The organism is Paenibacillus montanisoli (assembly GCF_003268025.1).
Taxonomy (GTDB): Bacteria; Bacillota; Bacilli; order Paenibacillales; family Paenibacillaceae; genus Paenibacillus_Z; species Paenibacillus_Z montanisoli.
Window position 1 is genome coordinate 1,037,277 of the sequence record NZ_QLUW01000002.1, and the last position, 19,567, is coordinate 1,056,843.

The 19,567-nt window shown below is 47.3% G+C and carries 18 protein-coding genes; 3 read left to right on the forward strand and 15 right to left on the reverse strand.

From position 1 onward, the window contains the following. The first annotated feature begins 481 nt into the window (after positions 1 to 481). Both DL346_RS14325 and DL346_RS14330 read left to right on the forward strand, forming a co-directional pair. Entirely contained in the window at positions 482 to 904 is a 423-nt protein-coding gene (locus DL346_RS14325) for a globin domain-containing protein (RefSeq protein WP_240633163.1), read from the forward strand. 68 nt (positions 905 to 972) lie between these two features. Continuing rightward, entirely contained in the window at positions 973 to 1,290 is a 318-nt protein-coding gene (locus tag DL346_RS14330; RefSeq protein WP_112882766.1) for a cupin domain-containing protein, read from the forward strand. Between the two features lie 205 nt (positions 1,291 to 1,495). Here DL346_RS14330 and DL346_RS14335 read toward each other — a convergent pair whose 3' ends face one another. The 13 genes from DL346_RS14335 to DL346_RS14390 form a co-directional block, all read right to left on the reverse strand. Further along, positions 1,496 to 2,584: a GerAB/ArcD/ProY family transporter gene (locus DL346_RS14335; protein WP_112882767.1), complete on the reverse strand. Its 1,089-nt coding sequence runs from the start codon at positions 2,582 to 2,584 to the stop codon at positions 1,496 to 1,498. 16 nt (positions 2,585 to 2,600) lie between these two features. Then, on the reverse strand, positions 2,601 to 2,834 hold the full coding sequence (locus DL346_RS28805) for a hypothetical protein (protein WP_133257531.1): 234 nt from the start codon (positions 2,832 to 2,834) through the stop codon (positions 2,601 to 2,603). 6 nt (positions 2,835 to 2,840) lie between these two features. After that, entirely contained in the window at positions 2,841 to 4,028 is a 1,188-nt protein-coding gene (locus DL346_RS14340) for a Ger(x)C family spore germination protein (protein WP_112882768.1), read from the reverse strand. A 21-nt stretch (positions 4,029 to 4,049) separates the two neighbouring features. Next, the gene (locus DL346_RS14345; protein WP_112882769.1) at positions 4,050 to 5,630 is read right to left on the reverse strand and encodes a spore germination protein; all 1,581 of its coding nucleotides are present in this window, start codon (positions 5,628 to 5,630) and stop codon (positions 4,050 to 4,052) included. A 277-nt stretch (positions 5,631 to 5,907) separates the two neighbouring features. Further along, positions 5,908 to 6,612, reverse strand: a complete 705-nt coding sequence (locus tag DL346_RS14350) for an ABC transporter ATP-binding protein (RefSeq protein ID WP_112882770.1) — start codon at positions 6,610 to 6,612, stop codon at positions 5,908 to 5,910. Between the two features lie 4 nt (positions 6,613 to 6,616). Beyond that, positions 6,617 to 7,393 carry an ABC transporter ATP-binding protein gene (locus DL346_RS14355; RefSeq protein WP_112882771.1) on the reverse strand — a complete coding sequence of 259 codons (777 nt, stop codon included), beginning with the start codon at positions 7,391 to 7,393 and terminating at the stop codon, positions 6,617 to 6,619. Then, positions 7,390 to 8,682 carry a branched-chain amino acid ABC transporter permease gene (locus tag DL346_RS14360; RefSeq protein WP_112883128.1) on the reverse strand — a complete coding sequence of 431 codons (1,293 nt, stop codon included), beginning with the start codon at positions 8,680 to 8,682 and terminating at the stop codon, positions 7,390 to 7,392. The genes DL346_RS14355 and DL346_RS14360 overlap by 4 nt, the downstream gene beginning before the upstream one ends. 15 nt (positions 8,683 to 8,697) lie before the next feature. Further along, a complete protein-coding gene (locus DL346_RS14365; protein WP_112882772.1) occupies positions 8,698 to 9,684 on the reverse strand; it encodes a branched-chain amino acid ABC transporter permease in 987 nt (328 codons plus the stop codon). Positions 9,685 to 9,717: 33 nt separating this feature from the next. Next, the gene (locus DL346_RS14370) at positions 9,718 to 10,893 is read right to left on the reverse strand and encodes a branched-chain amino acid ABC transporter substrate-binding protein (protein ID WP_420849564.1); all 1,176 of its coding nucleotides are present in this window, start codon (positions 10,891 to 10,893) and stop codon (positions 9,718 to 9,720) included. 264 nt (positions 10,894 to 11,157) lie between these two features. Beyond that, positions 11,158 to 12,450, reverse strand: coding sequence for a hydroxylamine reductase (gene hcp / locus DL346_RS14375; protein ID WP_112882773.1), 1,293 nt, complete (start codon positions 12,448 to 12,450; stop codon positions 11,158 to 11,160). A 289-nt stretch (positions 12,451 to 12,739) separates the two neighbouring features. Then, positions 12,740 to 13,585 (reverse strand): copper amine oxidase N-terminal domain-containing protein, encoded by an 846-nt coding sequence (locus DL346_RS14380; protein ID WP_112882774.1) that lies wholly within the window; start codon positions 13,583 to 13,585, stop codon positions 12,740 to 12,742. Positions 13,586 to 13,794: 209 nt separating this feature from the next. Next, positions 13,795 to 15,156 carry a polysaccharide deacetylase family protein gene (locus DL346_RS14385; protein ID WP_112882775.1) on the reverse strand — a complete coding sequence of 454 codons (1,362 nt, stop codon included), beginning with the start codon at positions 15,154 to 15,156 and terminating at the stop codon, positions 13,795 to 13,797. Positions 15,157 to 15,323: 167 nt separating this feature from the next. Further along, positions 15,324 to 16,046: a glycosyltransferase family 2 protein gene (locus tag DL346_RS14390; RefSeq protein WP_112882776.1), complete on the reverse strand. Its 723-nt coding sequence runs from the start codon at positions 16,044 to 16,046 to the stop codon at positions 15,324 to 15,326. A 129-nt stretch (positions 16,047 to 16,175) separates the two neighbouring features. On the opposite strand from DL346_RS14390, the gene DL346_RS14395 reads away from it, so the two are divergent. Then, a complete protein-coding gene (locus tag DL346_RS14395) occupies positions 16,176 to 17,498 on the forward strand; it encodes a nucleotide sugar dehydrogenase (RefSeq protein ID WP_112882777.1) in 1,323 nt (440 codons plus the stop codon). Positions 17,499 to 17,504: 6 nt separating this feature from the next. Here DL346_RS14395 and DL346_RS14400 read toward each other — a convergent pair whose 3' ends face one another. Beyond that, entirely contained in the window at positions 17,505 to 18,209 is a 705-nt protein-coding gene (locus DL346_RS14400) for a GT-D fold domain-containing glycosyltransferase (RefSeq protein WP_112882778.1), read from the reverse strand. A gap of 166 nt (positions 18,210 to 18,375) precedes the next feature. Continuing rightward, complete coding sequence (locus DL346_RS14405; protein WP_112882779.1) at positions 18,376 to 19,464, reverse strand: glycosyltransferase family 4 protein; 1,089 nt, start codon at positions 19,462 to 19,464, stop codon at positions 18,376 to 18,378. Between the last annotated feature and the right edge of the window lie 103 nt (positions 19,465 to 19,567).

The following is a 19,567-nucleotide window of genomic DNA, read 5'->3' on the forward strand; positions in this document are numbered from 1 at the left end:
ATTGTAAAACGGATATTGGATTGTAAAATAGTCAGAGTAAACCCAGAAGAGATTAATTGCTGCTTATTCGATCTTACGATTATAACCGACGCTTACGCCATGGACTTTTTTTCGTACATGGATTTTGTGTCGCGCACGATTTGTTATTTTTTTCAGCAGCTTTCATCAACTTTTCTTGCCTCCTCACAATCCCTGCAGTGATTACTTGTTCCGTCAATTGCAAAATCATACTTGCTCACTCCTTAAGCTCAGGATATGAGTTGATTATATATCGCACGTGATGGCATGTATTGTAAAACAGAATTGCAATTGTAAAAAAGTAATATGTAACTCGATCGATTGGATAAGCTGCTCTAGTTGTAGCCGAATGCCGAGAAACAGACAATAAATCATCAAAACTACAGTGACTGAAATCACAATCTTATCATGTTCACTTCATTATAATTAGATTAAAGTTGGCCAACAATTGGAGGTGCTGATTGTGACGTATACGGAGAAATATAACAGTGGGGCAACTTCGAAGATGGATAAGGAAAGCTTGTATAATCAAATCGGAGGAGCGCAGACGATCAATAGGCTTGTCCACGCATTTTATCCAAAGGTCTACGCTCACCCTGTTCTTCGACCACTCTTTCCGGACGGTGTAGACGAAATCCGGGCAAAGCAGTATTTATTTCTGACCCAATTCACTGGGGGTCCTACTCTTTATACCGACAAATATGGCTTTGGCAATATGAAAAGCATACATGAGCAATTCAGAATTTCCCCATCCCACGCTGATGCGTGGCTTACTTGCATGCGAGAAGCGATGGATGAAATCGAACTTCAGGGCTATCCGCGGCAGTTACTTTTTCAAATGATGACGAATGCTGCGAATCGATTCGTAAACACACCCGAAGAATAAAGTGCTTTCATCAGAAGTGAAAATCAATTATCTCAGAAGATTGGTAAAGAAAGGCGGTTGGATGAAAAATGAAGGTTCAGCCATTACAGTTTACAGAATCATTTATTGAGCCCGTCATGGACAACGGAGTTTCCAAAGTCGTGAAGTTTTCATTCCCAAAAGATAAGGAGCTTCAAAAACATAAAACAACAAGCGATATACTTGTCTTCGTATTGGATGGGCACATTCGGTTTGTAGCGGGAGAAGAGTTCTATCTTAAAGCCGGGGATATGATCAATGTTGAAAAAGAAATAGAGCATTCTATCACAGCGCTTGAAAAAAGCATTGTGCTTGTTGTTATGACCCCAAGCCCCTCGTACCATACGATTTTAAAGCCGAGTCAATAATTTTGCAGCAAGTTGCCCCTACGAATACCATTCCAGCTTTAGATCTACGATATAGTCAGGATCATCGATGGTTTATTGTTGTACTATACGCCCAGCAACTACAACAGGATGCCTTTCTCAGGCAGCCTGTTGTAGTTACGCTATCCTGTGCCCAAAACTAAGTTCGCAAAGTCAGATAGGTTGTCAAGCGCATCATTTTCAGCAATTATAATTTACGTAGTTTGGCCGTTATCAGTAATAATAAAGGGATTAGAAATGCAAAGGTAATTTTGAATGGAAATCCAATGAGAATCATTATATGCTTGATTTCCATTACATTCGAACTCTCTGTTAAGCAAAGGATGTACAAAATCAATCCCAATGGATAAGTGAGCGGTCGATAGTCCCTTAGCTTCATCATTTGCGCCAACGATAACGCCGATCCGTAAAATAGCAATATCAGTTTATATAAAATGGAAATAAACCACATAATCGCCATAATGGCCTCAATCCGCTGAAGAAAGCCGGCGATATTAATTTCTTTTGCTATAGTAAAGCTGGGATAGAAGTGTTCGGTGGTTGCTTCCGCTCCCAGTACCAGAATACTCAAGGTAGTAACCGTCAAGAGTACGAAGCTTCCCAACAACATCCCGTTGTGAAAAGCCCTTTTTGCACTTTTTTTAGAATTAACATTTGGGAATACCATCAATAGGGCGACCATTTCCAGAAAGGGGAAATGAATAAACTGAATCGCTCCACGAAGTATGGAGTTTACTCCGGTTCCGGTTACGATTGGCTGCATATTTTTGAAATCGAAACTTGGAGTGCTAAGCATAAAAAAAGATATAAACAGGATGATAAACACCGGAAATAAAATTTCTGCAGTTCTGCCAATCGTTTCAATTCCCGCCCTTGCTCCCAAAACTACAATAACCAAAAATAAGATTACAATCGAATCAATCGGGGTTTCCGGCATCAATTGGATCACAACAAAGTCCCCGAGAACCCGCAGCACAATGGCCGCAAGGAGGAAAAAGCATATGAAAAGGACCAGCGCTGCAAGCTTTCCAAACCAATTGCCTAAGATAATTTCGCTGTATTCCGTTATTGTCCGAGCGGGAAATTTGCTTCCAAGCGAATTATATAACAAGACTAGCAGCCAGCCGATTACGATTGCGATCAGTGACGAGATCCATGCATCCTGTTTGGCTTCGGGTACGATATATGTCGGCAACAAAATAAAAGAATTTCCCACGGTGAAAAAAAAGACAAGCAGACCAAATTGTCTTCCCGCAATTCGTTCCGTATTTTTCATTTGGATAGTACCTTTCTTAACTCAAAATTTTCATAATCCATTTACCCACCGGCTCATAAATATACAGAATTCCTTTGAGCGGGTTAGGCAACTCCACTTGCTGAATACGTGTTATGATCAATCCCGCTCCTATACATAGTAAAACTAAAAAAATGGACATTTCTTTCAGCCATCCTTTTTTAAGCAATGAAGGGACTTCTAAATAAGCCATCAATACAGCAACTGTACATACGCAAACTATTTTCCACATCGCACTTCATTCCTTGATATCTTTTAAATAACTTTTGTTTGCTACGCCGGTATAACGTATTTTTACCTTTACATCGAGTTGAACCGGCAGCTCCGAAAATGTGTCATCCCAATTTTGTTTGAGCTGATTCCATTTATGGGGATCCGACCGGTATATGGCTTCCCCAAAACCGAATATATCCGCATGATAATTGTGCTGTGCTTCATTGAGGGTTTTCTTCATGATGGCTTTTATTTTTTCGCTTGCCTTTTTTTCTAGCTCTGGGATTGTTCGCGGATCCGTTAAATCGAGTTTACATTGCTGAGCGGCCACATTGTCTTCAACTCGAACGCGAATGGCAATCGAATTCCTTTTCCATTTGATTTCAGATTTCGATCGGACGATCTCAACGACTACTTTTCCACCATCAGGGCATGAAACATAACCAACGCTACTTTTAACTTTATCAGTAATGTAGCTGTAGCCCTTGCTTTCCTCTTCATCTAACCAGCCGATCAGTTTATCCCTACGAAAAACGGACAAGCTGCTCAGGTGCAAGGTGGTTGGCGGGGAACTCGTGGACAAGTTTTGGGAGGATGCTCCGAACTCAACATTCCCTTTAACCTGTACACCTGTAAGTACGCCCGCTTTCCCTTTGCCCTCAAAACTTCGGACAAGCTCTCCCATATTGACAGTAGCCGTGGGTGCCCATACACTCTCTGACGTTTCTAGAGAGTGAAAAAGGCTTTCCGCCGGGATTTTTTCGTTACTGGTCAACACTTTTAGTAAATTTTCCGCCGTCGTTTTTCTGGCGACTAAGACATAAAAAGTGGGACGCAGCTCTTGATCCCGATAAAACAGCTCCAGATCGGGCCCAATTCCTTTTCTCGCAAGCGACTCTCCAATTACGATTAAGCGAATATGTGACGAGTAAATTTTACGCGGAACGATCGTCGTCAATTTTCGTAAAGCTTCAAAAACTGTATCCGCTTGTTCAGAGTACGTGCTTATCGGCGATCGTTGAGATCCGCCCTTTTTCGCGGTTATCTCCCCAGGATTCAACACTTGAACCGAGACCCGAACCTGATCCCCCGCTTCGTCAATTCCAATAGCTCCTGCGATTGCAAGATCACTGAGCTCCCTGCGATTCCAACAGCCGGTCATTATAAGGAGCATGAAGAGGAACAACAATATGAACATCATTTTACGGAACATAATGCGTACCTCCAGCTTAGCTTACTTTTCCGGTTGGGAAGGCTTAGAACGAATGACGTTTTTTTGACTGATCGAGCGAGGACGTGTAACCAGCATCCAATGCGGCAATCGAAAAATGGTATCCTTAAGGTCAGACACGGTCAAGGGAGCGAATGGACTCATATAAGGAACGCCAAACGAGCGCAATGTACAAAGATGAAATAAAATCGCAACTACACCGACAAAAATGCCGAATATTCCGAACGAAGCAGCCAAACCCATCATCGGGAACCGCAATAATCGAAAAGCGATGGCCATGTTGTATGAGGGAAATAGAAAACTGGAGATAGCCGTTATCGAAACGATAATTACCATTGCAGGCGAAACAATCCCGGCCGCCACCGCCGCTTGACCCAATACCAGAGTTCCTACGATCGAAATGGTTTGTCCGATCGCCTTCGGCATTCTTAACCCGGCTTCCCTCAAAATTTCAAATGTTATTTCCATCATAAGAGCTTCAATGAAAGCTGGAAAAGGAACCCCTGCGTGTTGATCAGCTAGATTGATCAATAAATCCGTAGGAAGCATCTCTTGGTGAAAGGTGGTAATAGCGATATAAAGTGATGGAGCCAAGAAAGATATAAAAATGCCGAAATAACGCAAAATCCGGAGCGCCGAACTAATATTGGCCCGCTGATAATAATCTTCGGCTGAGTTAATAAACGATACAAAGAGAGCGGGGACAATAAGAACCATCGGAGTCCCGTCGATTAAAATCGCGACTTTCCCCTCGAGCAATTCTCCCGCTATCACATCCGGTCGTTCGCTATAGAACATTGTAGGGAACGGGGTGAAGGTCTCGTCTTGGATCCACTCTTCAATATAGCCGCTCTCTAAAATGGAGTCGGTATCGATTTGATTAAGACGTGATCTTACTTCTCCAACAACTTTTTCGTTTACGATTCCATTCACGTACATGATAGCCACATCGGTTTTCGTCACACGGCCGATTTGCTTCGTTTCTAATCGAAGGTTGCGATCTCTGATTTTTCTGCGAATCAGAGCCGTATTTGTACGCAATGATTCCGAGAAGCTTTCCTGCGGCCCGCGGATCACAATTTCCCGGCTCGATTCCGTAACGCCCCGGTCTTTACCGCCTAGAGTTGCCGCCGAGATCGCTTGATTGCAGCCATCGATTAACAATGTGGTAAAGCCGGATAATACAGCTTGGTACAGCGAATCAAAATTTGTAATGTCGCTCGTTTTTCCAATGGCCAGAACGAATTCCTTTATATAGGTAACCGGGTTTTGCTCTGGAAGGATAGCCGGAATGGACACGTCTCCCTTTGGAAACTGCAGCAAACTTTCCATTAGGGATTCAGAAATCAATTGCTGGTCAACCAAGCCCTCCAAGTATACTAGCGCTGCTTTGGCTCCATTCAAGCTGTGGATCCGAAATTCGCGAATTACAATATCCGTGCTGCCGCCGAATTCCGTTTGAATCCTGTTTAAATTGTCTTGAAGTTTATCGAATAAATCGTTTGGAGGATTATTTGGGGGATGAGTATTCCCGGAGGGTGGATCGATATATGCTTTTAGCAACCTGCGAATTATGAAATTCATTAGTCCTATAGCCGTCCTCGTCTTGATTTTATGTTATGAGTAATGTATTCCCTTGGATATATGTGGGTATACGTACTCAATTTTGCATGAAACTTAGGGGCCTAGTTCCACTAGACCCCCTACGAAGCGCGGTATAACAGGTGCAACCTCTTCAGCTTACTTGAAGGACTGTACCTTTTAGGCTGTACGATTACAGATCATTCATCATCGTCCGTAATCGTTGGAACTCCAGGATGAAATTTGTACGCAAAAAAATAAACGCCCCGCGGCAGAGCGTTTACGCTAAATAAGCTTCCTTTACTTTCCTGCTCTCGAGCAGGACGGACGCCTCATCTTCCATGATCATTTCGCCGGATTGGATCACGTAGCCTCGGGAAGCGATCTGCAGCGCCTGATAGGCGTTCTGCTCGACGAGCAGAATCGTCATTCCTTCGCGGTTCAGCTCGCGAATGATCTCGAAAATTTGCTCGACCAAAATAGGCGCCAACCCCATGGAAGGCTCGTCGAGCAGCAAGATGCGGGGCTGCATCATCAGGGATCGTCCGATCGCGAGCATTTGCTGCTCTCCTCCGCTCATCGTCCCGCCAAGCTGGCGGAGCCTTTCTTTGAGCCGGGGAAAATAAGCGAATACCCTCTCCATCATTTGGGATACGACATCTTTGTCTTTGACGGAGAATGCTCCCATTTCCAAATTTTCCTTCACCGTAAGCCGCGGAAATATCCGCCGCCCCTCCGGCACGTGCGCGATGCCGGCCGCCGCGGTTTGATGGACGGCTTGATCGGTAATGTTTTTGCCATCGAACGTAATCGCCCCCGTGACTTTCACTTGACCGCAAATGGATTTTAGCGTCGTCGATTTGCCGGCTCCGTTCGAGCCGATCAATGTAACGATTTCTCCTTCGTTCACGGTCAGGGAAATTCCCTTCAGCGCTTCGATCCCTCCATAAAAAGCGTGCACATCCTTCAACTCCAGCAAGCTCATGGATTCACCCCTTCGCCACGGCGCTCTTGCCCAAGTATGCTTCGATTACCTTAGGGTTCGCGCGGATTTCGTCCGGAGTCCCTTCGGCGATTTTCGTTCCGTAATCCAGTACCATAATCCGTTCGGCTAATCCCATGACGAGGCGCATGTCATGTTCGATCAGCAAAATCGTCAAGCTCGTTTCCTTCTGGATCCGCTTGATCAATTCGATCAATTCCAGCGTTTCGCGCGGATTCATACCGGCCGCCGGCTCATCCAGCAGAAGCACCTTCGGCTTCGAAGCCATCGCCCTCGCGATTTCGAGGCGCCTTTGGGCGCCGTACGGCAAACTGTCGGCCTGTTCGTTCAGAAACTCCGCCAAGCCGACGTACTCTAGTAAGCGGTAAGCTTCTAGCGCCGCACCGGCTTCCTCGCGCTTCACGAACGGTAGATGAAGCAAGGTGCCGAACAAACCGGCTTTTAACTGCAAATGCATGCCGCAAAGCACGTTTTCCAAAACGGTCATTTTGCCGAACAGGCGGATATTTTGAAAGGTGCGCGCGATTCCCAGCCTGGCGATGCGATCGGGCTTCAGCTTCACGATGGACTTCCCTTCGAGCTCGATGTTTCCTTCATCCGGGGTGTAGATGCCGGACACCAAATTGAAAAATGTCGTCTTGCCGGAACCGTTCGGCCCGATAATCGCGGAAATGGCGCCTTGCGGGAACGCGTAGTCGACGCCATTCATGCCGACAACGCCTCCGAAACGTTTAACGAGCCCGGCCACCTTTAGAATCGTCATGAAGACCCTCCTTCGCCATGTCCGGATGGATCGCGCAGCTTCGCAGATACCGGAGCATTAGCGGCACGAAGCCGCCCCTCGTCGACTTTCCGATTGCGGGCGGCGATCAGCCCATTGGGCCTGAATATCGCGAATAGAATGAGCACGGCGCCGAAGATGAATCGTTGCATTTTCGACGGAGAAAGCGCATGCGGCACTTTTATGATCCCTTGCATCGTCAACTGGTTCAACCACAGCGTAATTTCTGTCAACACTTGCAAGTTCAATAGAGTGATGACGCAAGCACCCAAGATAACCCCGGGAACGCTTCCCATCCCGCCTAGCAGCACCATGACCAAAATCGTGATCGACTCGAGGTACGTGAAGCTGGTCGGATCGACGAACGTCTGCTTGGCCGCGAATACGACGCCCATCATCCCGGAAAAGGATGCGCCGACCGCAAACGCGGTCAGCTTCGTCCTGATGAGCGGAATGCCTGAAGATTGCGCCGCGATTTCGTTGTCGCGGATCGCTTTCCAGGACCGGCCCAGACGTGAATGCTCCAGTCTCTTGACGCAAAGAATGACGAGCGCGAGGATCGCGATGACGATAAAGTAAAATTGATGGGGAAACGTAAAATGGTAACCGAACAGGTTAGGGGCTTGAATCGACGAAATCCCCAAGGCACCGTTCGTGATATTGACCGGTTTGTCCAAATTGTTGAAGATAATCCTTGTGATCTCCCCGAAGCCTAAAGTGACGATCGCGAGATAGTCGCCTTTGACCCGCAGGACGGGCAAGCCGAGCAGAATGCCGAACAAAGAAGCGATGAAACCGCCAATGAAAATAAACAGCCAAAAATACGAGCCGGTGAGCGGAAGCCAACCGCCGGACATGAACTCCGTCGCCTGAGGGGTGGAAAAGATCGCGTACGTATAGGCACCGACCGCGAAAAACGCAACGAAGCCCAAATCGAGCAACCCCGCGAACCCAACGACCACGTTCAACCCGAGCGCCATGGCGATGAATATGCCGCATTGGGTCGCCACTTCCATGTAAGCCTCGTGCGAGGCCCCCCCAGACGTCGCGAACGGAACGACGAGCAGGAGCATAACGCCGCCGACCGCCCACTTTATTTTGGTCGGGAACGATGTATAATGCAAAAGCAGCAAGGAACTTAGCAGAAGCAAAAAGGCGACGACCGACTTATCCATCAAAAACACCCATGCGCACGTAAGTGCGACGAACAGTGCCAAAAGCGCTGCTTGAGCGTATTTGCTTCCTTGAAGACCGGTGATCAGCTTGTCCATCACTGCGGAAGTCACCTACACTTTCTCTTTGACTGCTTTGCCGAACAAGCCTTCCGGCTTGAAGATGAGCACGACGATCAAAATCGCGAACGCGAACACGTCCTTGTACTCTCCGCCGAAATTGCCGCTAGTCAGCACGCCTAGATTCGCGGATGCGAACATTTCCACCATTCCGATGAAGAGCCCGCCGAACATCGCGCCGCGAATGCTGCCGATGCCTCCCAATACGGCGGCGGTGAAAGCTTTGATCCCGAGCACGTATCCAATGAACGGATCTACCGTGCCGTATTGCTGGGCGAATAGCACGCCGGTTGCCCCGCCAAGCGCCGATCCGATGAAAAAAGTCAAAGCGATCACTTTGTTGACGTTTATGGACATTAGCGCCGCGGTTTCCCGGTCTTGCGCGACGGCGCGCATGGCAATGCCCCATTTCGTGCGTTTGACGAACAAGTCCAAGCCGACCATGAGCAGCACCGCGACTACGATCAGGATCACGGTATTCGTTTTCAAAAACGCGTCTCCCAAGCTGCCGCCAAGCTTCGAAACCCGTAATTGCAAATTGTCGTTGTACAAGGTCGAGCTGCTGATCAAATAACTTCCGGTGCTCAATTCGGCGATGAAACGAACGAGATCCTGCAGAAAAAACGATACCCCGATCGCCGAGATGAGCGAAATCAGTTTTGGCGCACTCCGGAGCGGCCGATAGGCTACTCGTTCGATGCCTACCCCCATTAATCCGGTCACCAGCATGGCCGCCGCCATAATGAGCATGTAAGCCAGCCAGCCGGGCATTGCACCCAGCCAGCCGGCGGATTCGAACATCAGCATGACGGCCGTTCCAATGAAAGCACCGGACATGAATATTTCTCCATGCGCGAAGTTGATCAATTCCAGTATTCCGTATACAAGCGTATAACCGATAGCGACGACCGCGTAAACCGCGCCCAGGGTAAGTCCGTCTACCAGCACCTGGGGCAGCGAATGGAGAAGATCGGAGATCATGGAACAACCCCTCTGAAAGATTTCGTTATGTGTTTATTTGCTTACTTCCGATATGAGCGAGCCTGGGTAAGAAGCAGCCTTGAATTCATAAACGAATACTTTCGCGTACGCATTGTCTCCTTTGTCGTCGAACGTAACTTTCGTCGCCATGCCTTCGAAGTCCTTGGTCGCCCGGACTTGATCCCGGACTTGCTCGCGTGTTGGCAAATCGCCGTCGTTCGCTTCGATCGCTTCTTTGAGGGCGTTGAGAATGAGGTTCATGCAATCGTAAGCGTAAGCGGAGTAACCATCGACGTTCTTGCCGAATTTTTGCTTGTATGCGTCGGCCCACGCTTTTCCGGCATCGGTTTTCGTAATGTCCGTGGACACGGAGGTGTACAACGTGCCTACTACTTTATCGCCGGCCACTTCGACCATCCCTGCGGTGTCAATGCCGTCTCCGCCCATGATCGGCGCGGTAACGCCTTTGTCGCGTGCCTGCTTCACGATTTGACCCGCTTCCGCGTAAAGTCCGCCGAAGAAAATGAAGTCGGGCTTTTTGCTCAAGATTTGAGTGATCACGCCGTTAAAGTCTTTTTCGCCGATGGTGATGGCTTCATACCCCGCGATTGTCGCGCCCAGTTTCTCGGCTTCGCTTTTGAACGCGTCCGCCAAGCCTTGACCGTAAGCCGTCTTGTCTTGAATGACGAAGATGTTTTTGGCTCCTACCGTATTGACGGCGTATTGGGCGGCAGCTGGACCTTGGAAGTCGTCGCGAGCCACGATCCGGTTGACGACCTTCAGCTTGCGGTCCGTTACCTCGGTTGCAGTGTTGGACGGCGATACCATCGGGATTCCGTACTTATCGTAAACAACTGACGACGGGATCGCTACCCCGGAGTTCATATGGCCGACGATGGCCATAATTTGTTTGTCCGCCGCAATCGTTTCTGCGTTCGCGACGCCCTTCTTAGGGTCTGCCTGGTCGTCGTAAGGCGTAAATTGCAGGTCGAAGCCGAGCTTTTCAAATTCCGCTTTCCGTTCCTCGAGCGCCATTTGCGCCCCGAGCTTGATCGCTTCGCCTTGAACTGAGCTGCCTCCGGATAGAGGCGATTGGGAGGCGATTTTAATGATCTTTTTGTCCGAGCCCCCATTGTTGCCGCACGCCGCCAGAAGTCCTGCAGCGAGCATGACTGCCATCGACGCGATCCATACCTTTTTCATCCCCATACGTAACCCTCCCCATTGTCATCATGCCATTTCGGTGACATGTTATTGCCGTTCGCGGAGAGACAAAAAAAACCACACGAGCTTGGGATTTATGCTATCCCTCGATGAATGGGGTTTGTTCTGCGATTGAAGGCTTGATTATTCTTTTTACGTAAACGAATATATGCGGCGAACCTTAATCGTATGAGCGGTATAGATTCATATTCATTGACTAAGCCAAAAAAAAAACCGCCATATCGGCGGGATAATTGTTCGATGATAAATTTAATGTATCGAAAGCATGGCAGCCATGTCTTCTTGCGCATCGCCGATCAGCTTTAGGCCGAATTTCTCGACGAGTACGTTCAAAACACCCTCGTTAATGAACTCAGGCGCCTTCGGACCGATACGAATATCTTTGATGCCGAGGCTGAACAAGCCTAATAAAATGGCAACGGCCTTCTGCTCGAACCAAGAAAGCACAATGCTGACCGGCAGTTCATTGACACTGCAGCCAAAGGCATCGGCGAGCGCCAATGCGATTTTAACCGTAGAGCCGGAATTGTTGCATTGACCCAAATCGATATACCGCGGGATGCCGGTGCCCGCAACCGTGCCGTAATCCACATCATTAAAGCGGAATTTGCCGCAGGACGTCGTAAGGATGACCGTGTTGTTTGGAAGCGATGTCGCCAGTTCACGGTAATACTCGCCGCCCTTGCCGGGGGCGTCACATCCGGCGATGACGAAGAAACGTTTGATATGGCCGTCTCTCACCGCTTGAATGATTTCCGGCGCTAGCCCGATTACGGTTTCGTGATGGTAGCCGGTGGTCAGTACTTGATTGGAGTCGATGTTCGCCTCCGGCAGTTCGAGCGCCCGCTCGATCAGCGGCGAGAAATCATCGCCGATGATTTTCGTAACGTTCTCGAGTCCGGCCACCTCATAGGAGAAGAAACGATCCGCATACGTACCTTTGATGGGCATAACGCAGTTTGTCGTCGCCAGAATCGCTCCCGGGAATTGCTCGAACAGCCGGCGCTGGTCATACCAGGCTTTCCCGATGTTTCCTTTTAAGTGCGGATATTGCTTCAGCTTCGGATAGCCGTGGGCCGGCAGCATTTCGGAGTGAGTATAGATATTGATGCCCTTGCCCTCAGTTTGCTTCAGCAGCTCTTCTAGCGCATACAAGTTATGCCCCGTCACGACAATGCACTTGCCTTCGATTTTATTCTGCGAGACCGTAACCGGATTCGGGATGCCGAAATGCGTCGTATGCGCACGATCGAGTACATCCATGATCCGCACCGCGGCATTGCCGACCTTCATGGCCATATCCAGGTGTTCTTGCAGATTGAAATTGGAGTTGGTTAATGTCAGATAAAGGGCTTCGTGTGTAATTTTATCGACTTCCGGATCAGTGAAGCCAAGCTGTCTGGCGTGGGTCGCATAAGCGGCTATACCTTTCAGCGCAAAAATAATCGTATCCTGCAAACTTGCGATCGTCTCGTTTTTCCCGCATACCCCGATAACCTTGCACCCGCCGTTCGGCGTTTGTTCACATTGGTAACAAAACATTGTGCATCCTCCATTCGGATTCGGTAATTGCTTTGTTTCTTACAACGTTAGCTTAACAGGAGCCGGAGGAGGCGGATGTGACGTTCGTCACTTCGTTTCTGACGAAATGGTGACAAGCGGCTTACCGATGATGTCCCAGCTTTTGACGCACGGCAAAGCAAAAAAGCTGTAATTAATTCCAATATTAAATAAAAACGGCCGCCGTATGACTCGGCAGCCGTTTCCAATGAAGTATTCAACTATGGCTCGTTGAACTATCGTATCCCGTTAGTCTCCAGTTGTCGGTAACTTATACAACTGTATTACTGATAATCTTCACAAAACCGTTCTTTAAAGCAATACCAATAAACCGATTTATGGACTGATTAGCATTATCATTAAACATGTACCACTCATCTTTAGTAACATCATACATCAAAACTTTTGGGTACCCCGATGAAGATTCATCTGGATAAATTAATGAATATATATCGAACCGAAGTAAGCTGTTCGCTTTGTCATCTAAAAAATCATATTGAGCATTTTTGTAATAATGTCCAGGTGTGTCAATGTCAGGCCACCAAGAATAACTATCAGGGGCTTTGACCTTTTGTCCTTTATTTTTCAAAAAAGTATTATAAATTGCTTCGTTATATGCATTTCCGTTGATTTGTTGTACTACTCCGCCCATAGTCATATGATACTCTTGTTGCACTGCCTTTACCTGTACATCATCGATGAGCAGCGGTTCGGTATCAACAGTTACGCTAGATTTGCTGTAATTGACGTTACTCCCAAACGTCTCTGCTATAAAACGAAGTGGCACGAAAATGCGATTGTTTTTCATATATGGTTTTTCTTTAAGACTTATTTCCTTGCCATTCTTAATTGCAGTAGTGCTATCTACATTCAATTTTAACTTCATATCGCCTTTAGTGAGTGTAACTACAGAATTAGCCCACTCGACATTAGCACCTAGATTTTCACTAATAATACGAAGAGGCACCATTGCACGATTGTTTTTAATTTCTGGTTTCATGTCAGAAGGAATAGCACTACCGTCAACATTAATTTGAATTTCAGCTGCGTAAATAGGTGATGAAAATAGAACTAGCGAAAAACCTGCAAGAAAGATTCCAAGGAAGCTCTTTTTCATTTATTGCTGCTCCTTTTCATAGTTTGATGTAGATGGATAGTAAATCTATTAGCTTCTCCAACCCTCTCATTTTATTATGAATTCTATAATAATTAAAACGGTACAATGTGGCATCATGTTGCACTATCCATCTGGAACTGACGAACCGGGAATAGACTACTTCCTAATTTCGAGGAGGTAGTCTATTTTTTGCTTCACCAGTTTTCGTATTAGAAAATCGCCGGCTTCAATGTCCATGTTTGAAGCTGGGATTGACGAACCAAGTTAGGGACCTTCAAGTCTTGCGGGAACGGACTCCATTTCGGTCCCCAACATTCGTCTGTTCTTGCGTGCATTTTCGGTTTTAACGCGCCTGCTATCATCTCAACGCGATCTACATCGTTTAGCTCTTTCGAAATAATGCTAGCTAGCGTACAAGTTAGGTCAACGGGGTTGATGCGGAAGCCTGCCACGGTAAAGTAGTCAGGCAACTGCTTGTATGCCAACACTCTTGGATATTCTACGGAAATAGCTTTGATGATAGCAGAGACATCGACGTTGACTGATCGATCGCTTTCCACTTCATGCTCCGGTCCGTAGATGAGTTCAGGCACCAAATCTTCCCCAAGCAGGTATTTGCAAAAGAGTGAATGCAGGTCTGAGGCCGACAGGGAATAACCGTTATATACTTGGTAGGTCAGATCATGTGACGTGGCTGCAGCGAGTGCGCGGACATCAGAAGCCTCCAATGCGGTTCGGTTGGATTTTTCCATATGCAGCGCTTCTTCCGAAGTGATATACGCTACGTTAGGCTTGGACAAGGTATAATCCAGAAAGGAGCCGAGCATTTCAATATACGCTTCCATTTCGCCAGCCTGTCTAAGAGGAGCGGGCTGCCATTGATCGCGAGGCGTATTCTGTCCATGATTGTAATTCACGCCGTCCCAGAAGCCCGTACATGCAAACTCGCATGGATGATAGTAAATGCTAATGAATCCTCCGTTCTCCTGCATCAGCATGTCGTACATCCGATCGAACTCGCGAATCCCCTCTTGCAATCCGTTCTTTGTTAACTCCATTCGCATAATGCCCTTGATGTCTGTCAGATTGAGCATGCCGCCATACCAGAACGGTTTGTTATCGAGCGTAATTTGATCGTGGACATCAAGATAGACCGGAATTCCCCACTTACGGAGCGCGGGAAAGGATTGCGGCGCCCAGGAATAACCGGGCTGACCGTAGCACTTGCTTGTCATCCCCGTAATCCGCGTAACATCATCCAATCCTTCTCTCTCTCTCCATTCAAATTCCTGTGCTCCTTCAGCGAACCCGAATTTCTCGGAATACTCGCTTACGGTAGGATGCAGGCTGTGGAAGTTGGTATGATAGCCGATTTCATGCGGCATTAACTGCTTTAATATGTCTGCCCTAGTGTTTCGCTCCAGCTTACGCGCTTTTTCTCCCACGATTTTAAAGATCCCTTTTATTTTTCGACTATTCAGCATAGTCAATAAACCTAACAGTGCATCTTCCGCTTCGTGTGTAATGTAGTCTTCCGTATCAAACCAAAGCATGACATGAATTGCTGTCAAATGGGTTGCCTCCCCTGCTAATTCGAACCATACAGGTCCATTTCTGTATGCGGAATCCTTATTCCTTCTGCCTCTATCAAATTAGGCAAGGAGTCTTGTGCCATTTTTCGCGGCGGACAAAAAAAACCGCGTTAGCACGCGGTCAGCGATCGATATTCATCCCACTGTTATGGCCTGGAAGATCGATTAACTATATTCTTGAAATTGTTTGTGCGCACGATTTCAGCGTATTTATCCGTTAATAAATAGTTGTCCGTTACTTTCCACGTATGGGAATTACGATTTCTCCTTCGTATGGCCGCGAAATTATAACGGGACGTCGTGTAAAGCCTAAAGCCTCTTCGCAAACATGCAGCTATGAACCGTACATCCGTCCCCAAACGCACCCTTGCAAATTTGACGCTCGGGAAGACCCTCTTGTGGAACATGATCGTTGCGCCTGCTATTTTCCTGCATCGCGTGTATGGCCGGACTGAAGTCCTGCGGTATAGCAGAATGGATCTATGAGGAAAAAAGAAAAAGCATGAGCGTTTTCCAACGACGTCAGCGGTTGATCGGATGAACTGCCGCATCGCTTCGGGAATGTAATTCGGAGCATAGTAATCATCGTCGTCGAACTTGGCGACATAACGATATTTCGATCTGGCGGCAGCGAAATTGAGGCAATCCCCCAGAAATTTATTCTGCTGCATTCTGTATATTCGAACGTTCCGATATCGCTGCGCCTTTTTCTTATAGCGACTCAGATTAATATCATTTCGATTCACCACGATAATCAATTCTTTGGCTTTCCACTTCTGGCGAGCATAGTTGTTGAAAATATTGTCGATGCACTCCGGCCGTATGGTAGACGTAACAATCGTTACGCCTCCGCTTGCATTTTTCCCCATGCGTTTCTCCTTCCGAAAACCATATTTCCAAATTAGTCAAACGACCCCCGGCATACGTTGTGCACTTCTATTAATCTTTGAAATATTTTATTAAATAACGCAATGAGAGAGAGGTGTTGTTCAAGCACTATGAAGGAGATTGATTCAACTACGATTGGGAATGGAAGAGAAAAAGTCGCGATTATCGGTCTCGGTTTTGTCGGATTGCCGCTTGCGGTTGCTTTTATGCGTAAAGGGTTCCCCGTCATCGGGATCGATATGGATGAACGGAAAATCAGAGCCATTGGAGCAGGAAAGAGCTATATCCAGGATATATCGGACGATGAAATCGAACGCGCTGTATCGGAGGGGGATTTGTTCGCTACGACGGACTACTCCGTCTTGTCGTCAGCGGATGCGATCATCGTTTGCGTCCCTACCCCATTATCGAACGAAAATGCCCCGGACCTGACTTTCCTAATCAACGTCACCCGCCAGTTGGTTCCCGTAATAAAACTTCATCAGCTCGTCGTGATCGAGAGCTCGACTTATCCCGGTACGACGAAAGAGATTGTTCAGCCCATTTTGGAACAAAGCGGCTTAGAGATCGGCAGACAACTGCACTTGGCTTATTCGCCTGAAAGAGTAGACCCAGGGAACCGCAGCATGCAAATGAACGAAATACCGAAAGTGGTCAGCGGGATCACGGAACGCTGCCTTGAAAGAGTAAGCGCGCTTTACGAACGGGTTTTTGATCGTATTGTAGCCGTATCGTCTACTGATGCCGCGGAATTGACCAAGCTCCTCGAAAACACTTACCGCCTTGTGAATATCTCATTTATCAATGAATTCGCCCGGCTTTGCGATGCTTTGCATATTAATGTGTGGGAAGTCATTCAGGCCGCGGCCACTAAACCATACGGATACAGCCCGTTTTACCCCGGCCCCGGTATCGGCGGACACTGCATTCCGGTCGATCCGTTATATTTGCAATGGAAGGCGGAGCAAAAGGGAGCTTCGAGCCGTTTCATTGAAATCGCCCATACCGTCAACGAGTCGATGCCGGCCTATATCGTGGATCGTGTCCAGGCACACCTGCCTTCGAATAAGCCTTTAACGGAGTCCCGGATCCTTGTCTACGGGGTAACCTACAAGAAGGATACCGCAGACATGAGGGAATCCATGGCCAGTCCCATAATCCGCCTCCTCCTTGACCAAGGCGCAGAGCTCCGTTATCACGATCCCTATATTGATGCCATGCAGGTGAATGACGGCACTAAACTGAACAGCGTCGCATTAACGGCAGAGGAAATAGCCGGTGCAGACTGCGTGCTTATTCTCGTTGACCATTCCGTCTTGCCGGCTGAATTTATTTTGGAGCACAGCAAATATATTTTTGATACCCGCAACATCATCAAAAGCGTCAAAACAGGAGCGAAGCTCGTGAAATTAGGTGACGGCGCCAAGTCATAAACCGCTTCATCGACTGAGTTTCCTCATTTTCTTCGGGGCTTTGCCGAAATCAATGGCTACCTTACCGGTTGCGGCCGCGATCTTCGGCGCAAGCGTGACCGCATTAACGCCGCACGAGATAAGCGCGATGTCAAATCGGTTCTTCAACGTCTTTGCCCGTCTTAACGTCCGATAGGTTTGTCTGTAATGGGAGAATGGGATTGTCGCGGTGACACGAAGGTTATAAGGATTATTTTCTAATAGCTTTTTTATCGTGGATGGGCTTCTATTAATGACAAGGATTCTTTTGCCCCGAAGGATTTGCCGGAACAAAGACTTCCGTACCGCGATCCGGTTCACGCAAGCATGGCATGTTACTTGCGGCTTTAATTTGAAATGATTGAATACTTGATTGGTTAGCCTTCTTTTCAAATATTGCGGCGCATAAATCATGCGGTCGTTTAGCGGAAGTATGCCGACGATCGTAGAACGCCGAATGGATCGGACCAGATCGTTACGGAGCTTTATGTTCGGAAATGGAATCCCTTTTTGTCCTCTTTTAGCCATTACCGCCCAAGTTTGCCTCATCACTTTACTAAGGGGCCATACCGATTTTTGGGCGAGTACAATATTTTCCCCGTCACCGATTCTGACAAGCGACAGCGGCCTTTTTCGCCTCATTGCTTGAGCGATTCGATATAATACCTGGGTGGTCGATAAGTTTCTAGCCATCGCGTTCCCTCGTTTCTAAACGATAAATGTTCATTATCAATACCCAGTATACGTGGAGATTGTCAATCAGGATGGGTTATTGTCCGTACAGGCAAAAATAATGAGTGAAATAAATGTGACCGGCTTGATCATTGAGGAGCGATCAAGCCGGTCAATTCTTATGCTATCACGATTTGCGGGCATAGATTCCCACTAGTCTTTTCGCTGTTCGTTTCCAGCTGAACTTATTCGCGGCATCTCTTCTGGCGCGAATGGACAGACTTTTGTACAATTTCGGATGCTTGGCAAGCTTGATGATTTGCGATGCAAAAGCAGAGGGTTTGCGGTAGGCGGTTACGAGCAAACCATTCCTTCCATGTTTAATGATTTCGGGGATGCCCCCGATGCGTGAAGCGATGACAGGCAGACCGCATGACATGGCCTCCACATTGACGAGTCCGAATGCCTCATGCTGTTGTGATGGGCAAACCACACAATGGCCGGAACGGTAAAACTGCGGCATTTTATTTCGCGACAGATTTCCTTTGAAGCGGACCGGAACGTTCAAGCGGCGTGCAGTTTTCTTTAAAAAAGCCTTATAGGCCGGCTTCCAAGTCCCACCGGCTATGGATAGCCGAAGTGAGGGAACGGATTTTCTTGCCTTTTTGTAGGCTTTTAACAAGACGGGAACTCCTTTTCTCGGAATTAACCGGCCGGCGAACAGAAGGTGAAATGATTTTACAGAGGCCTTTCGGCTCGGATAAAATTTCCTCGTATCGACTCCCAGATGCACGAACTTCATCTTACTTTTATGCGCAGGAAATCGTTTCATCAATGACCTCTGCAGCGATTTACTGTTGCCAATAATTAATTTTGCGCTTCTAAAATCGGCATTCGCTTTTCGTTTCGTTGTCATCGGAGGACAGACAAAAATCATGGAGTGCATGAATACGGAGATCCTCGTCGTTGGAAAAGCTTTTCTGACTTGAGTAACAAAACCGGGTCTGTTGTCGATTTGAATGAAATCGTAACGATTTCCCTTTACCTTTGCTATCGCATTTCTTAAATATTTTCGTTTTGATCCCCCGCGAACTCTTAGAATGGTCGTATTATTGATGATGGATTTGCGAGGCAAATGCTTTCGCCAAAGGCTGACAATGGTGACTCGGTGTTTATTTGAGATATGCTTTGTGATTTGATAAATGCTATTCTCAACGGACCCGCCAATCGGCGGCGGCACGGTGTTTTGCTCAGGCGCGATGATTAGCAGCTTCATGCCATTCTCCCTTCGTTTACACCTTACTGTGTTATATTACTATTCACTGGTCATGATCGTGTTACTGGACAAACGATTTGCAGACAATTCGCATCGAGATAAA

Excerpts from the sequence above, each read along its gene's own strand:
- DL346_RS14330 (WP_112882766.1), top strand. The coding sequence starts at position 973 with ATGAAGGTTCAGCCATTACAGTTTACAGAATCATTTATTGAGCCCGTC.
- DL346_RS14335 (WP_112882767.1), bottom strand. The coding sequence starts at position 2,584 with ATGAAAAATACGGAACGAATTGCGGGAAGACAATTTGGTCTGCTTGTC.
- DL346_RS28805 (WP_133257531.1), bottom strand. The coding sequence starts at position 2,834 with ATGTGGAAAATAGTTTGCGTATGTACAGTTGCTGTATTGATGGCTTAT.
- DL346_RS14340 (WP_112882768.1), bottom strand. The coding sequence starts at position 4,028 with ATGTTCCGTAAAATGATGTTCATATTGTTGTTCCTCTTCATGCTCCTT.
- DL346_RS14345 (WP_112882769.1), bottom strand. The coding sequence starts at position 5,630 with ATGAATTTCATAATTCGCAGGTTGCTAAAAGCATATATCGATCCACCC.
- DL346_RS14350 (WP_112882770.1), bottom strand. The coding sequence starts at position 6,612 with ATGAGCTTGCTGGAGTTGAAGGATGTGCACGCTTTTTATGGAGGGATC.
- DL346_RS14355 (WP_112882771.1), bottom strand. The coding sequence starts at position 7,393 with ATGACGATTCTAAAGGTGGCCGGGCTCGTTAAACGTTTCGGAGGCGTT.
- DL346_RS14360 (WP_112883128.1), bottom strand. The coding sequence starts at position 8,682 with ATGGACAAGCTGATCACCGGTCTTCAAGGAAGCAAATACGCTCAAGCA.
- DL346_RS14365 (WP_112882772.1), bottom strand. The coding sequence starts at position 9,684 with ATGATCTCCGATCTTCTCCATTCGCTGCCCCAGGTGCTGGTAGACGGA.
- DL346_RS14370 (WP_420849564.1), bottom strand. The coding sequence starts at position 10,893 with ATGGGGATGAAAAAGGTATGGATCGCGTCGATGGCAGTCATGCTCGCT.
- hcp (WP_112882773.1), bottom strand. The coding sequence starts at position 12,450 with ATGTTTTGTTACCAATGTGAACAAACGCCGAACGGCGGGTGCAAGGTT.
- DL346_RS14380 (WP_112882774.1), bottom strand. The coding sequence starts at position 13,585 with ATGAAAAAGAGCTTCCTTGGAATCTTTCTTGCAGGTTTTTCGCTAGTT.
- DL346_RS14390 (WP_112882776.1), bottom strand. The coding sequence starts at position 16,046 with ATGGGGAAAAATGCAAGCGGAGGCGTAACGATTGTTACGTCTACCATA.
- DL346_RS14395 (WP_112882777.1), top strand. The coding sequence starts at position 16,176 with ATGAAGGAGATTGATTCAACTACGATTGGGAATGGAAGAGAAAAAGTC.
- DL346_RS14400 (WP_112882778.1), bottom strand. The coding sequence starts at position 18,209 with ATGGCTAGAAACTTATCGACCACCCAGGTATTATATCGAATCGCTCAA.
- DL346_RS14405 (WP_112882779.1), bottom strand. The coding sequence starts at position 19,464 with ATGAAGCTGCTAATCATCGCGCCTGAGCAAAACACCGTGCCGCCGCCG.